Raw genomic sequence first — 13,623 nt, 5'->3', positions numbered from 1 at the left:
ATGTCTGACCGTGATATGCTGACGCAGTTATACTTGACGCAGCTTATCGTCATCATCGCAGCAGCTGGAGCGGGATTGTTCTTTTTTGAGGATGTAAGAGACGTACTAAAGCTCTGGGATATTCGCGATATGCGAATCATATGGTATGGTGTTTCTCTTTCGGTTATTGTTATTTTAGCTGATCTGGCAGTGATGAAATGGTGCCCGCCTCATTTATATAATGACGGCGGAATTAATAAAAAAATATTCAGTAAGAGGTCAATCCCTCATATTATATTTTTAACGCTTCTGATTGCTTTCGCGGAAGAAATGTTATTCAGGGGAGTGCTGCAGACACATATCGGTTTATGGGCGGCCAGCCTAATATTTGCCGTTCTTCATTTTCGGTATTTGTCAAAATGGCTGTTATTTATCATGGTGACAGCAATCAGCTTTTTGCTCGGTCTGATATATGAATGGACCGGTAATTTATTTGTTCCGGTGACGGCGCATTTTATCATTGATGCCGTGTTTGCCTGTCAGATTCGTTTTGAACATGTGAGGAGGGATATACATGACGAACATGTCAAGAGTAGAGAGAAGAAAAGCCCAGGATCTTTATGAAGATCAAAACGCCGCATCGGCGGAAGATTATTTCGATGATGATGGAGAAAGCCTTCCGACAAGACAATCTGTGAAAAATCAAAGAGAACAGAAAAAAAAGCAAGGCAAAACAAAAACGCCACTATTCACTGTACTGGCTGTATTATTTGTATTTGTGCCGGTTATTGTTTTAGTCACCTTGTTTTATCTAAAAAGCCACCCGGATAACCATGATGATTATGAAGATGTGTTTTATGACAGCAGCCAAAGCAAATATGAGATTTTGCCCAAATCAGAGGATGAAAAAGGTACAGCAGACACTGACAAAAACACCAAAGAGACCGCATTGCAAAAAGAGTCAAAAAAAAAGTCTGAAGATGCTAAGGCAAAAGGGCCTGCAAACATAACAACTGATAAGAAACAGCCTGCTGTAGCGGAAAAAGAAGACTCAGCAAATCAGGAGGAAGCAGCCGCCGAGGCTGCTTCCTCTTCCCAAGAACAGCAGCCGGCTGAGCCGGTTCAATCTGAGCCGAAGCGCGTTGTCAAACACACTGTGCAAAAGAAAGAAACATTGTACCGCATTTCTATGAAATATTATAAAAGCCGAGTGGGGGAGGAAAAAATCCGCGCGTATAATCATTTGAATGGGAATGATGTTTACACCGGACAAGTTTTGGACATCCCCTTAATGGATGAGTAGGGCATTTTTTTTATTTTACGCTCATATATTGTAGCAATGAAATGGACAAGGTGTGAAGCGTATGGAATCCCTATGGAATCAGCTGGATCGGTTTACAGATGCGCCGACCAAACAGATGCTGCAAGCGCTGGTGAAACGAAAACAAAAATTTGAAAATTATGCGGCACAATGCCGCAGGTGGCGATGGACTTCCCTCATTTGCCTGGGCTTATTTTGTCTTATGATCATGATCAAAAGCCCGGCGCCTCGGCTCGTTCTTCAAGAGATGCTGAGCCATACCTTTTATTTATTTTGGATGATGGCAACGGCTTTTGCATACTGCACTTCATATTATTTTAAGAAAAAGGAAGAAAAAGCTGAGGGTGATTTCCATAAACTGAGATGCGAAATTATTCAGAAAAGCACTGATCTTTGGCCGCAGCCGGATAAATGGAAGGCGAGAGAGTCTGTTTTTCACATGATGAAGCACAAATATGACATCAATTTATATTTTGAAAGTAAATAAATTCGGACGTTTTCTCAAACGATAGAAACGTCTTTTTTTATTGTCCGTCTTATTGATAAGTTCTAAAAAAAGAATGGAGAGTTTTTATGAAGCTATCAGTGAAAATTGCCGGTGTGCTGACTGTTGCGGCAGCGGCAATGACGGCAAAAATGTATTCAACTGCAAAAGGCAACCATTTAAAAACACATACGTTTCCTCTATCAAAAATGAAGGGCAAGCCGCCTCTTACCATTTTTTTTATTTCGGACATTCACAAACGTCTTATCGATCAAGACCTTTTGGAAAAAGCGATAAGCCAAGCCCCTCATTTGGTTATCATCGGCGGTGATTTAGCTGAGGGCGGAGTGCCCAGTGCGAGAATTGAGGAAAACATCAAAAGGCTCGCTGATTTCGGGGTTCCTGTTGTATTTGTGTGGGGGAATAATGACTATGAAGTCAGGCAGCATAAGCTTTATTCCATATTTAAAGCGCACGGCGTCATCTCTTTAAGGAATGAGTCAGTTCCGTTTTCGTACAACGGAAATACGGTTTCAATCGCCGGGGTTGATGATATCAGAATGGAGATGGATCATTATGAGGAAGCCATTAAAGAACTCGACAAAAGCCAGCTGAATATTCTGGTTTGCCATAACCCTGAGATTCACGAACAAATCGATGAAGCTGACGGCATTGATGCGATATTCAGCGGACATACCCACGGCGGTCAGATCAGGTTTGGGAAAATTGGTCCGTATGAACTTGGGAAAACAGGCATTGTTAAAAATGCAGCGTATCTCATCAGCAATGGATATGGCACGACAAAAGTGCCTCTTCGTTTAGGCGCTGAACCGGAAACACATATTGTGACTCTTTGCGCGCCAGAATAACTTTTCAAAAGCAAAAATCCATAAGGCAATAAAAACTGCATTGTGCTTGTCTTACTAGTGAAGTCAGTGTAAACTGATAACAATTAAGAACCTATGACTCATCATCTCATATAATGTGTTATATGATTTGTGTGCAAGTAGAGGCAGGAGGGAACGTTATGCGGCTTGAGCGTCTGAATTATAATAAGATCAAAATCTTTTTAACCCTCGATGATTTGACAGACCGAGGATTGACAAAAGAAGACCTCTGGAAGGACTCTTTTAAAGTCCACCAGTTATTTAAAGATATGATGAATGAAGCGAACACAGAGCTCGGCTTTGAAGCGAATGGACCGATTGCAGTGGAAGTGTATTCTCTCCAAGCACAAGGGATGGTTGTGATCGTAACAAAGAATCAAGACGCCGATTCAGAAGAAGATGAGTATGATGATGATTACATCGAAATGCAAGTCAAGCTTGATGAAAGTGCGGACATCATTTATCAATTCCATTCCTTTGAAGATATCATTCAGCTTTCAGAAAGCTTACAGCGAATCGGTATCACTGGGGGAACTGTCTACCACTATAACGGACAGTACTTTTTAAGCCTTGAAGACCTGGGGTCACATACGGCTGAGGGGGTTGTGGCGGTTCTGGCTGAATACGGCAATCCGACAACTTTAACGATTTATCGCTTGCAAGAGTATGGTAAGCTCATTATGGACGGTAATGCCGTTGAGACGATACAGACTCATTTTTCATAAGGATGCAACGGAAAACTGCTGATTTCACAGCAGTTTTTTTTCGTTAAAAACATGGAAAAACATAACGTTTATTCTATGCACAGATCATATGAAGGTGTATACTATTCTCTGAAAGGGAGCATGTGAGAAACAGAAGATTCTAGGAGGTTAACTCAAATGGCAGCCGATCGAAACACCGGTCATACAGAAGAGGACAAACTTGATGTATTAAAATCAACCCAAACCGTGATACATAAGGCTCTGGAAAAATTGGGATATCCAGAAGAAGTGTACGAATTGTTAAAGGAGCCAATGAGATTATTAACGGTAAAAATACCTGTTCGTATGGACGACGGTTCAGTAAAGATTTTTACAGGTTATCGTGCGCAGCACAATGACTCTGTCGGTCCGACGAAAGGCGGGATCCGTTTTCACCCGAACGTAACAGAAAAAGAGGTGAAGGCGCTTTCAATTTGGATGAGTTTAAAATGCGGCATAATTGATCTTCCATATGGCGGTGGTAAAGGCGGAATTGTTTGTGATCCAAGGGATATGTCGTTTAGAGAGCTGGAGCGTCTGAGCAGAGGATATGTCAGAGCAATCAGCCAAATTGTCGGCCCGACGAAAGACGTGCCGGCGCCGGATGTATTTACAAACTCACAAATCATGGCATGGATGATGGATGAGTATTCAAGAATTGATGAATTTAATTCGCCTGGATTTATTACAGGAAAACCGCTCGTGCTTGGCGGTTCTCACGGAAGAGAATCTGCGACGGCAAAAGGTGTCACTATCTGTATTAAAGAAGCGGCTAAGAAAAAAGGCATCGATATTCATGGTGCGCGTGTCGTAGTCCAAGGCTTTGGAAACGCGGGAAGCTATTTGGCGAAATTTATGCATGATGCGGGAGCGAAGGTTGTCGGCATCTCGGATGCGTATGGCGGACTTTATGATCCGGAAGGCCTCGATATCGATTACTTACTTGACCGCCGCGACAGCTTCGGTACTGTAACAAAGCTTTTCAACGATACCATTACGAACCAAGAGCTATTGGAACTGGATTGTGATATCCTTGTTCCAGCTGCGATTGAAAATCAAATTACAGAAGAAAATGCCCATAATATACGAGCTAAAATTGTCGTTGAAGCGGCAAACGGCCCAACAACGCTTGAAGGAACGAAAATTCTTTCAGATCGGGACATTTTACTTGTTCCAGACGTTCTGGCAAGTGCCGGCGGCGTAACAGTTTCATATTTTGAATGGGTTCAGAATAACCAAGGCTTCTACTGGAGTGAAGAAGAAGTAGAAGAAAAATTGGAAAAAATGATGGTCAAATCATTTAACAACATTTATGAGATGGCTAACAACCGAAGAATTGACATGAGACTCGCTGCTTATATGGTCGGCGTTCGCAAAATGGCTGAAGCTTCGCGTTTTAGAGGCTGGATATAAGTTGATGATTTGCATAAAAATAAAAAATCTCCTATGATAAAATAGGAGATTTTTTTATTCGGAAATAGAAAAATATGAATTGAAATGCCAATCGCAGGAGTTGACGGAAATGATTCAAGAAAAAGCAATAATTATAGGCGGAGGGCCTTGCGGACTATCTGCTGCCATTCACTTAAAACAAATTGGCATTGATGCCCTCGTCATCGAAAAAGGAAATGTCGTTAACAGCATTTACAATTATCCGACGCATCAAACCTTTTTCAGCTCAAGTGAAAAGCTTGAAATCGGAGACGTGGCATTTATTACGGAAAACAGAAAGCCTGTCAGAATTCAGGCGTTGTCGTATTACCGGGAAGTCGTCAAACGGAAAAACATCCGTGTAAATGCGTTTGAAATGGTGCGAAAAGTGACAAAGACGGAAAACAATACATTTGTTATAGAGACATCAAAAGGGACTTATACGGCGCCTTATTGCATTATTGCCACAGGCTACTATGATCATCCAAACTATATGAACGTACCCGGTGAGAATTTGCCGAAAGTATTTCATTATTTTAAAGAAGGCCACCCGTATTTTGATAAAGATGTCGCGGTCATCGGCGGGAAAAATTCAAGCGTAGACGCTGCACTTGAACTCGTGAAATCTGGCGCGCGCGTCACAGTTTTATACAGGGGCAATGAGTATTCGTCAAGCATTAAGCCGTGGATTTTGCCTGAATTTGAATCGCTCGTCAGAAATGGTACAATCCGTATGGAGTTTGGTGCCTGTGTCGAAAAAATCACCGAAGACGAAGTTGTCTTCCGCTCCGGTGAGAAGGAACTCATTACGATTAAAAATGATTTTGTATTTGCCATGACTGGCTATCATCCCGACCATCAATTTCTTGAAAAAATGGGTGTTGAAATTGATAAAGAAACAGGACGTCCATTTTTCAATGAAGAAACGATGGAAACAAACGTTGAAGGTATTTTTATTGCCGGGGTCATTGCTGCAGGGAACAATGCAAATGAAATATTTATTGAAAACGGCAGATTTCACGGGGGACATATCGCTGCAGAAATCGCAAAAAGAGAAAAACAGTAGAGATGGGGGAGCATATGATGAATTCGTATGCTCTTTTTGTTTTTTTATTTCAGACAGATGTAAAATTGTAAGCAACATGGTAGGATAGACTTAGGAATATAAAGGAAAGAGGTTGCCTGATGTTTGCAATCATCTCTGCAGGAATTGCTCCCGGCATCGCGCTGTTAAGTTACTTTTATTTAAAAGATCAGTATGATAATGAACCTGTACATATGGTGCTTCGGTCGTTTTTTCTAGGGGCTGTTCTTGTATTTCCCATCATGTTTATCCAATACGTGCTTGAAAAAGAGAATGTGGGAGGCGGAAGCTTTTTCGTTTCTTTTCTATCTTCAGGATTTTTGGAGGAATCACTAAAATGGTTTATTCTGATGGTCAGTGTATACCCGCACGCCCACTTTGATGAGCATTATGATGGGATTGTATACGGGGCAAGTGTTTCGCTCGGTTTTGCAACCCTCGAAAATATTCTTTACTTAATTGGCCACGGTGTGGAGCATGCGTTTGTCAGGGCGCTCCTGCCTGTTTCATGCCATGCTTTAATAGGCGTTATAATGGGATTTTACCTTGGGAAAGCCCGTTTTTCCGCTGAAAAGGCGCGTGTGAAGTGGCTTATTCTTTCTTTAGCTGTCCCGTCTCTGTTACATGGATCGTATGATTTTATCCTGATGGCACTGAGTAATTGGATTTATTATATGTTTCCATTTATGTTATTTTTGTGGTGGTTCGGTTTGCGCAAAGCGAAAAAAGCCCGTTCCGTCAATATGATGCAAGTATAGAAGCCGCACAGAAACCGTGCGGCTTTTTTTGTGCTGTTTTATCAATAGTGATTTTGTGTTTTGAGGGATAACAAGGAAAGTGTGTATAAAAATAACCTCGTGACAGAAAATACGATTACACTTAAAAAATTTGCTGTAGGAGGCTTGAAAAGATGAAGTCCAAAGGATCGATTATGGCATGTTTCATCCTTTTTTCCTTTATAATAACGACGTTTATCAATACTGAAACCATCTCTGCCTTTTCGAATCAGGTCATTCAAAGAGGGGCAACGGGAGACGATGTGGTCGAGCTCCAGGCGCGTCTTCAATACAATGGATATTATAACGGAAAAATTGACGGGGTTTATGGATGGGGAACGTACTGGGCAGTTCGAAATTTTCAGGATCAATTTGGGCTAAAAGAGGTCGACGGCCTTGTTGGGGCTAAAACAAAGCAAACCTTAATATGTAAATCTAAATATTATCGTGAATATGTTATGGAACAACTCAATAAAGGAAACACATTCACGCATTACGGGAAAATTCCGCTCAAGTATCAGACGAAACCATCAAAAGCAGCAACACAAAAAGCAAGGCAGCAAGCAGAAGCGCGTCAGAAACAGCCAGCGGAAAAAATAGCGCAGCAGCCTAAAGCGAATCAACAGCAAAACAATCAACAGCAAAACAATCAACAGCAAAACAATCAAAAACAAAACAATCAAAAACAAAACAATCAACAGCAAAACAATACACCTGCAAAAACAAGAAAGCAGGATGCGGTCGCTGCTAACATGCCTGGCGGATTTTCCAACAATGATATCAGGCTGCTTTCACAAGCGGTTTATGGCGAAGCGCGAGGCGAGCCGTATGAAGGGCAGGTCGCCATTGCAGCAGTCATTTTGAACCGAATGAACAGCCCGTTATTTCCGAATTCTGTGGCGGGGGTTATTTTTGAGCCGCTTGCCTTCACAGCAGTAGCAGACGGGCAAATTTACATGCAGCCGAATGCAACGGCCAGAAAAGCAGTGCTGGATGCGATCAATGGCTGGGATCCATCAGAGGAAGCGCTGTACTACTTTAACCCGGATACGGCTACAAGTCCGTGGATTTGGGGGCGCCCGCAGATTAAAAGAATTGGTAAACACATTTTCTGTGAGTAGCAGAAATAATGAGAAAGCATAAAAAGAGGTGTGATAAATGATCAGAGGAATTTTAATCGCCGTGCTTGGTATTGCAATTGTCGGTACAGGCTACTGGGGATACAAAGAACACCAGGAAAAAGACGCAGTTCTTCTTCATGCTGAAAATAACTATCAGCGGGCGTTTCATGAGCTTACCTTTCAGATGGATCAGCTTCATGACAAAATTGGAACAACACTTGCAATGAACAGCCAAAAATCACTGTCGCCTGCATTGATCGATGTGTGGAGGCTTACATCTGAAGCACATAACAGTGTCAGTCAGCTTCCGCTAACATTAATGCCGTTTAATAAAACGGAAGAGCTATTATCAAAGATCGGCGATTTCAGCTATAAAACATCTGTCAGAGACTTGGACCAAAAGCCGCTTGATCAAAAAGAATATACATCACTGAATAAGCTATATCAGCAGTCCGAAGATATCCAAAATGAATTGCGCCATGTTCAGCACCTTGTCATGAGCAAAAACCTTCGATGGATGGACGTAGAGATGGCGCTGGCTTCCGACGAAAAACAAAGTGATAATACAATTATCAACAGCTTTAAAACGGTCGAAAAAAATGTCGGTGCATTCTCCACCGGAACTGATCTAGGCCCAAGCTTCACCAGCACGAAAAAAGAAGAAAAGGGCTTCAGCCACCTGAAAGGAAAACAAATTTCCGAACAAGAAGCAAAACAAATTGCTGAGCGCTTTGCCCCAGATGATAATTATTCAATTAAAGTGGTAAAGAGCGGAAAAAAAACAAATCGTGACGTATACAGCATCAGCATGAAAGACCCAGACCATAAAGCAGCGATTTATATGGATATTACGAAAAAGGGCGGGCATCCGGTATATTTAATTCAAAACAGAGAAGTGAAAGATCAGAAAATCAGTTTGAATGACGGATCGAACCGCGCACTTGCCTTTTTAAAGAAAAACGGCTTTGAAACAGATGATTTGGAAATTGATGAAAGTGCCCAATATGATAAAATCGGCGTATTTTCATATGTTCCTGTTGAAAACAAAATCCGGATGTACCCGGAGGCAATCCGCATGAAAGTGGCCTTGGATGACGGTGAGGTTGTCGGCTTTTCAGCAAGAGACTTCCTAACATCCCACAGAAAAAGAGATATATCTAAGCCGGCTATTACAGAAGCGCAAGCGAAATCTAAATTAAATAAAAATGTACAAGTGAGAGAAACAAGGCTCGCTTTGATTACAAATGAACTTGGCCAAGAAGTGCTGTGCTATGAGATGCTCGGAACAATTGAAAATGATACATTTAGAATGTATATAAATGCTAATGATGGTTCGGAGGAAAAGGTTGAAAAACTAAAAAACGCCGAACCTGTATATAAAGACCTATAAAAACAGGAGGAAAGGACTAAATGTCTTTTCCTTTTTTTCATTACGTGCTTTAATAAAAAAGTGAGTATTTGAATACGAAAGAGTGAAGTCAATGATAGAAATTGGAGAAAATGTAATTTTAGAATATATTGAAGAAAATGAATTGAAAAAAGCAAAGAGCAAGGCAGTCAGCGTCGAAAACGATGAGCTTTTGATCGCGTATCCTGTCGATATTGTTACAGGACGAACGGTGATTTTACATAACGATATGGAAGTAACAGTGGAGTTTGTGGGCAAAGACGAAGTTCCTTACCGCTTTACAAGCCGTATAAAAGGCAAAGTGAAGGACAAACTTCAAATGATTTGTCTAGAAGTGCCTCCCCGTGAAAAAATGAAACGAATCCAGCGCCGCCAGTATGTAAGAACTGATGCAGTATTGGATGTTCTTATTCAGCCGGCAAATACAAAAGAGTTTCGCACGCTTTCCTATAATATCAGCGCAGGCGGCATCGCCGTGATTTTAGCTGAAGGCCAGTCTTTTCAATCCGGTGAATCATTTCGTCTCATCATCAATCTTTCTGCTGAAGAGGAACGCACACGCGAAATAGAAACAGAAGCGGTTGTCAGACGAATCTTTGACGACCCCAAATCAGGAAAACGTAAAATGACGCTAGAGTATACGGCGATCTCAGCAAGTGACCAGCAGTTTTTGCTTCAATATTGCATCCGGCGCCAGTTAAATAAGAGAAGAAAGGCCCGGATGGAATAAACATCGGCAAACACTTCCATACTATTTATGATGGAGGTGCTCCGATGAAAACATTTGAACGGCTGCTTGTTAAAATATTATTCATTCAGGCCATCATTTTACTTGGTGTCCAGGTTCTTTTTCACTATCAGCATATTGAACCTTATGTATCAAAAGTGATTCAATATGAAGGGGTGGATAAAATGGAAGAGAGCAACAGGATTGAAACCTTCAAACATTAATTATTCATCAATTTTTCACCCTTTTTCATAAAGTTCATGATACAATCCATAGAGGAGAAAAGAGCAAGGAGAGGAATTATGGAAAAGAAATTATCGATTGCAATCGACGGCCCGGCAGCTGCGGGGAAAAGCACCGTTGCTAAAATTGTGGCTGAGAAAAAATCGTACATATATATTGATACGGGAGCAATGTATCGGGCAATCACGTACGCAGCCTTACAAGAAACCGTTGATCTGACAAATGAAGAAAAACTGGCTGAACTGCTTAAGCGGACAAACATTGAACTGATTACAACAAAAGAAGGACAAAAAGTGCTCGTTAACGGTGCTGATGTGACTGAAGCGATCAGAACAGATGAAGTCAGCAACCAAGTTTCAATTGCGGCCAAGCACAGAAGCGTCAGAGAAGAAATGGTGAAACGCCAGCAGCAGCTCGGGGAAAAAGGCGGTGTCGTCATGGACGGGCGTGACATCGGAACTCACGTGCTTCCGAATGCAGAAGTGAAGATTTTTCTTTTGGCATCTGTTGAAGAGAGAGCGAAACGCCGTTATGAAGAAAACGTCAAAAAAGGCTACGACGTCAACTATGAAACATTGATCGAGGAAATTGCAAGAAGAGACAAGCTTGATTCAGAACGAGAAGTATCACCGCTTCGTAAAGCAGAAGATGCTCTTGAAATCGACACGACGTCCCTTTCCATTCAAGAGGTGGCTGATAAAATCCTCGAGGCAGTGGAGCAAAAGTCCCGCTGATTAGACGAATGCCACTTTTTTTGAATTTTTCAACGAAGAAAGAATGTTATTGCTTGACAAACCTGTCCTTTTATTAGAAGTTAATACTAATAAAACTTTTTATTGATCATTCAAAAAACTCTTTTGGATGATTCTTTAATACATATTCGGCTAAAAAGCGGACAGTTTAATGTTCAGCTTTCAAACCGTTTTAATTAAGCTGTGTAGGTTTGGACCAAGGAGGTTATTCAAATGACAGAGGAAATGAATCAAATTGATGTTCAAGTACCAGAGGTTGGAGATGTAGTGAAAGGGATTGTGACAAAGGTAGAAGACAAGCATGTGGATGTTGAAATTATCAATGTCAAACAGTCCGGCATTATTCCAATCAGTGAATTATCAAGTCTTCATGTAGAGAAAGCATCGGATGTTGTAAAAGTAGACGACGAGCTTGACCTGAAAGTAACAAAAGTGGAAGACGATGCTTTGATTTTATCTAAACGTGCTGTTGATGCAGACCGCGCTTGGGAAGACCTTGAGAAAAAATTTGAAACAAAAGAAGTGTTTGAAGCTGAAGTGAAAGATGTCGTGAAAGGCGGCCTTGTCGTTGATATCGGCGTTCGCGGTTTTATTCCGGCATCACTTGTCGAAGCGCATTTCGTTGAAGATTTTACTGACTATAAAGGAAAAACACTGTCTCTGCTCGTTGTAGAGCTTGACCGTGACAAAAATCGCGTAATCCTTTCACATCGTGCAGTTGTTGAAAGTGAACAAGCGAATAAAAAACAAGAACTTCTTCAGTCTCTTGAAGCTGGAAGTGTGCTTGATGGCAAAGTGCAGCGCCTGACTGATTTTGGTGCGTTTGTTGATATCGGCGGTATCGACGGACTTGTACACATTTCACAGCTTTCCCACTCTCATGTGGAAAAGCCGTCAGATGTTGTTGAAGAGGGACAAGAAGTAAAAGTGAAAGTGTTATCGGTTGACCGTGATAATGAACGTATCTCTTTATCGATCAAAGATACACTGCCTGGACCGTGGAGCCAAATCGGCGAGAAAGTGAAATCGGGTGATGTGCTTGAAGGAACAGTGCAGCGTCTCGTTAGCTTCGGTGCTTTTGTAGAAATCCTTCCGGGTGTTGAAGGTCTCGTTCATATTTCTCAAATTTCCAATAAACACATCGGCACGCCGCATGAAGTCCTTGAAGAAGGGCAGACCGTAAAAGTGAAGGTTCTTGATGTGAATGAAAATGAGGAACGCATCTCATTAAGCATGCGTGAACTTGAAGAAGCACCTAAAGCCGATCAGGAGGATTACCGTCAATATCAGGCGAAAGAAGAAACTAGCACTGGCTTCCAGCTTGGAGATCTGATCGGAGATAAGCTGAATAAACTAAAATAATTGGTGATAAACGTGACTCGAGCAGAACGGAAAAGACAACACATTAATCATGCCCTGTCAACCGGCCAAAAACGGGAAACAGGTCTTGATGATATTACGTTAGTTCATGTCAGTCTGCCCGATCTTGCATTAGAACAAGTAGATATTTCCACTAAAATCGGCGAACTTTCAAGCAGTTCGCCGATTTTTATCAATGCAATGACTGGCGGCGGCGGACAACATACATATGAAATTAATAAATCGCTTGCACGAGCGGCTCGTCAGGCCGGAATACCTCTTGCTGTCGGATCGCAAATGTCAGCATTAAAAGATCCCTCAGAGCGTTTTTCGTATGAAATCGTTCGAAAGGAAAATCCAACTGGACTGATTTTTGCCAACCTTGGAAGTGAGGCGACAGCAGATCAGGCAAAGGAAGCAGTTGATATGATTGAAGCAGATGCCCTGCAGATTCACTTGAATGTGATTCAGGAAATTGTGATGCCTGAAGGGGACAGAAGCTTTAGCGGCGCTCTGGACCGCATTGAGCAGATTTGCAGCGAGGTCAGTGTGCCAGTCATTGTGAAAGAAGTCGGCTTTGGTATGAGCAAAGAATCGGCAGGGAAGCTGTATGAAGCTGGTGCAGCAGCGGTTGATATTGGCGGTTACGGAGGGACAAATTTCTCGAAAATCGAAAATCTCCGAAGGCAGCGGCACATCAGCTTTTTTAACTCGTGGGGCATTTCGACAGCTGCGAGTTTGGCGGAAATCCGCTCTGTGTTTCCCGGCAATGCAATGATCGCGTCTGGCGGCCTGCAGGATGCTCTTGATGTGGCAAAGGCAATTGCGCTTGGGGCATGCTGTACCGGAATGGCAGGACATTTTTTAAAAGCGCTGACTGGCAGCGGGGAGGAAGGACTGCTTGAGGAAATTCAGCTGATCCTTGAGGAATTAAAAATGATTATGACCGTGCTGGGGGCTAGAACGATTGCTGATTTGCAAAAGGCGCCTCTTGTGATCAAAGGTGAAACCCATCACTGGCTCACAGAAAGAGGGATTGCTACGTCCAGCTATAGCGTGCGATAAATAAAAAAGCCCAAAACCAAATGAGTTTTGGGCTTTTTGTGTATTAAGATTTCCGCTTTTTGAACCTTCCGTTTTGTTCAAGGCTTGTCGCACCGTCATAGTGAATGGATTGATCGCGATCTGATTCGACTCTGCGTGAAGCTTTGAGTTTTTTCTCCTGCCTGTCTTTTCCCATGATCATGCTCCTTTATGTGAGATGGATTGTTTAAAAAATAAGCTTAGGCTCCATACTGGGGGTATGGA

At 42.0% G+C, this 13,623-nt stretch carries 16 protein-coding genes; 15 read left to right on the top strand and 1 reads right to left on the bottom strand.

All coding sequences use genetic code 11. The features are described from left to right. From G4P54_RS12100 to fni, 15 genes are all read left to right on the top strand, one after another. Nucleotides 1–603, top strand: coding sequence for a CPBP family intramembrane glutamic endopeptidase (locus tag G4P54_RS12100; RefSeq protein ID WP_167872783.1), 603 nt, complete (start codon nucleotides 1–3; stop codon nucleotides 601–603). After that, nucleotides 554–1,282, top strand: coding sequence for a LysM peptidoglycan-binding domain-containing protein (locus G4P54_RS12095; protein WP_167872782.1), 729 nt, complete (start codon nucleotides 554–556; stop codon nucleotides 1,280–1,282). The genes G4P54_RS12100 and G4P54_RS12095 overlap by 50 nt, the downstream gene beginning before the upstream one ends. Before the next feature lie 61 nt (nucleotides 1,283–1,343). Next, nucleotides 1,344–1,787 carry a YpbF family protein gene (locus G4P54_RS12090; protein ID WP_024715222.1) on the top strand — a complete coding sequence of 148 codons (444 nt, stop codon included), beginning with the start codon at nucleotides 1,344–1,346 and terminating at the stop codon, nucleotides 1,785–1,787. Nucleotides 1,788–1,873: 86 nt separating this feature from the next. Beyond that, nucleotides 1,874–2,653, top strand: a complete 780-nt coding sequence (locus G4P54_RS12085; protein WP_167872781.1) for a metallophosphoesterase — start codon at nucleotides 1,874–1,876, stop codon at nucleotides 2,651–2,653. A 158-nt stretch (nucleotides 2,654–2,811) separates the two neighbouring features. After that, nucleotides 2,812–3,396: a genetic competence negative regulator gene (locus G4P54_RS12080; protein WP_024715224.1), complete on the top strand. Its 585-nt coding sequence runs from the start codon at nucleotides 2,812–2,814 to the stop codon at nucleotides 3,394–3,396. Nucleotides 3,397–3,552: 156 nt separating this feature from the next. Continuing rightward, complete coding sequence (gene gudB / locus G4P54_RS12075) at nucleotides 3,553–4,827, top strand: NAD-specific glutamate dehydrogenase (protein WP_024715225.1); 1,275 nt, start codon at nucleotides 3,553–3,555, stop codon at nucleotides 4,825–4,827. A gap of 109 nt (nucleotides 4,828–4,936) precedes the next feature. After that, nucleotides 4,937–5,911 carry a YpdA family putative bacillithiol disulfide reductase gene (locus G4P54_RS12070; protein WP_024715226.1) on the top strand — a complete coding sequence of 325 codons (975 nt, stop codon included), beginning with the start codon at nucleotides 4,937–4,939 and terminating at the stop codon, nucleotides 5,909–5,911. Nucleotides 5,912–6,030: 119 nt separating this feature from the next. Beyond that, nucleotides 6,031–6,687, top strand: coding sequence for a glutamic-type intramembrane protease PrsW (prsW, locus tag G4P54_RS12065; protein WP_167872780.1), 657 nt, complete (start codon nucleotides 6,031–6,033; stop codon nucleotides 6,685–6,687). A 152-nt stretch (nucleotides 6,688–6,839) separates the two neighbouring features. Next, the gene (gene sleB / locus G4P54_RS12060; RefSeq protein WP_167872779.1) at nucleotides 6,840–7,826 is read left to right on the top strand and encodes a spore cortex-lytic enzyme; all 987 of its coding nucleotides are present in this window, start codon (nucleotides 6,840–6,842) and stop codon (nucleotides 7,824–7,826) included. Nucleotides 7,827–7,863: 37 nt separating this feature from the next. Next, a complete protein-coding gene (gene ypeB, locus G4P54_RS12055) occupies nucleotides 7,864–9,216 on the top strand; it encodes a germination protein YpeB (RefSeq protein WP_167872778.1) in 1,353 nt (450 codons plus the stop codon). Nucleotides 9,217–9,307: 91 nt separating this feature from the next. Next, on the top strand, nucleotides 9,308–9,964 hold the full coding sequence (gene dgrA / locus G4P54_RS12050) for a cyclic di-GMP receptor DgrA (protein WP_167872777.1): 657 nt from the start codon (nucleotides 9,308–9,310) through the stop codon (nucleotides 9,962–9,964). Between the two features lie 44 nt (nucleotides 9,965–10,008). After that, on the top strand, nucleotides 10,009–10,185 hold the full coding sequence (locus G4P54_RS12045) for a YpfB family protein (RefSeq protein ID WP_032682111.1): 177 nt from the start codon (nucleotides 10,009–10,011) through the stop codon (nucleotides 10,183–10,185). A 78-nt stretch (nucleotides 10,186–10,263) separates the two neighbouring features. Continuing rightward, nucleotides 10,264–10,938 carry a (d)CMP kinase gene (gene cmk, locus G4P54_RS12040; RefSeq protein ID WP_024715231.1) on the top strand — a complete coding sequence of 225 codons (675 nt, stop codon included), beginning with the start codon at nucleotides 10,264–10,266 and terminating at the stop codon, nucleotides 10,936–10,938. Between the two features lie 231 nt (nucleotides 10,939–11,169). Next, entirely contained in the window at nucleotides 11,170–12,318 is a 1,149-nt protein-coding gene (gene rpsA / locus G4P54_RS12035; protein ID WP_024715232.1) for a 30S ribosomal protein S1, read from the top strand. A 12-nt stretch (nucleotides 12,319–12,330) separates the two neighbouring features. Beyond that, on the top strand, nucleotides 12,331–13,380 hold the full coding sequence (gene fni, locus G4P54_RS12030; protein WP_167872776.1) for a type 2 isopentenyl-diphosphate Delta-isomerase: 1,050 nt from the start codon (nucleotides 12,331–12,333) through the stop codon (nucleotides 13,378–13,380). 43 nt (nucleotides 13,381–13,423) lie between these two features. On the opposite strand, the gene G4P54_RS12025 is transcribed toward fni, so the two are convergent. After that, complete coding sequence (locus G4P54_RS12025; protein WP_032682112.1) at nucleotides 13,424–13,555, bottom strand: YpzI family protein; 132 nt, start codon at nucleotides 13,553–13,555, stop codon at nucleotides 13,424–13,426. Nucleotides 13,556–13,623: the final 68 nt, after the last annotated feature.

The sequence above is a fragment of the Bacillus tequilensis genome, assembly GCF_012225885.1.
Taxonomy (GTDB): Bacteria; Bacillota; Bacilli; order Bacillales; family Bacillaceae; genus Bacillus; species Bacillus tequilensis.
This window is presented reverse-complemented; position numbering and strand designations above follow the sequence as displayed.

Excerpts from the sequence above, each read along its gene's own strand:
- G4P54_RS12100 (WP_167872783.1), top strand. The coding sequence starts at position 1 with ATGTCTGACCGTGATATGCTGACGCAGTTATACTTGACGCAGCTTATC.
- G4P54_RS12095 (WP_167872782.1), top strand. The coding sequence starts at position 554 with ATGACGAACATGTCAAGAGTAGAGAGAAGAAAAGCCCAGGATCTTTAT.
- G4P54_RS12090 (WP_024715222.1), top strand. The coding sequence starts at position 1,344 with ATGGAATCCCTATGGAATCAGCTGGATCGGTTTACAGATGCGCCGACC.
- G4P54_RS12085 (WP_167872781.1), top strand. The coding sequence starts at position 1,874 with ATGAAGCTATCAGTGAAAATTGCCGGTGTGCTGACTGTTGCGGCAGCG.
- G4P54_RS12080 (WP_024715224.1), top strand. The coding sequence starts at position 2,812 with ATGCGGCTTGAGCGTCTGAATTATAATAAGATCAAAATCTTTTTAACC.
- gudB (WP_024715225.1), top strand. The coding sequence starts at position 3,553 with ATGGCAGCCGATCGAAACACCGGTCATACAGAAGAGGACAAACTTGAT.
- G4P54_RS12070 (WP_024715226.1), top strand. The coding sequence starts at position 4,937 with ATGATTCAAGAAAAAGCAATAATTATAGGCGGAGGGCCTTGCGGACTA.
- prsW (WP_167872780.1), top strand. The coding sequence starts at position 6,031 with ATGTTTGCAATCATCTCTGCAGGAATTGCTCCCGGCATCGCGCTGTTA.
- sleB (WP_167872779.1), top strand. The coding sequence starts at position 6,840 with ATGAAGTCCAAAGGATCGATTATGGCATGTTTCATCCTTTTTTCCTTT.
- ypeB (WP_167872778.1), top strand. The coding sequence starts at position 7,864 with ATGATCAGAGGAATTTTAATCGCCGTGCTTGGTATTGCAATTGTCGGT.
- dgrA (WP_167872777.1), top strand. The coding sequence starts at position 9,308 with ATGATAGAAATTGGAGAAAATGTAATTTTAGAATATATTGAAGAAAAT.
- G4P54_RS12045 (WP_032682111.1), top strand. The coding sequence starts at position 10,009 with ATGAAAACATTTGAACGGCTGCTTGTTAAAATATTATTCATTCAGGCC.
- cmk (WP_024715231.1), top strand. The coding sequence starts at position 10,264 with ATGGAAAAGAAATTATCGATTGCAATCGACGGCCCGGCAGCTGCGGGG.
- rpsA (WP_024715232.1), top strand. The coding sequence starts at position 11,170 with ATGACAGAGGAAATGAATCAAATTGATGTTCAAGTACCAGAGGTTGGA.
- G4P54_RS12025 (WP_032682112.1), bottom strand. The coding sequence starts at position 13,555 with ATGGGAAAAGACAGGCAGGAGAAAAAACTCAAAGCTTCACGCAGAGTC.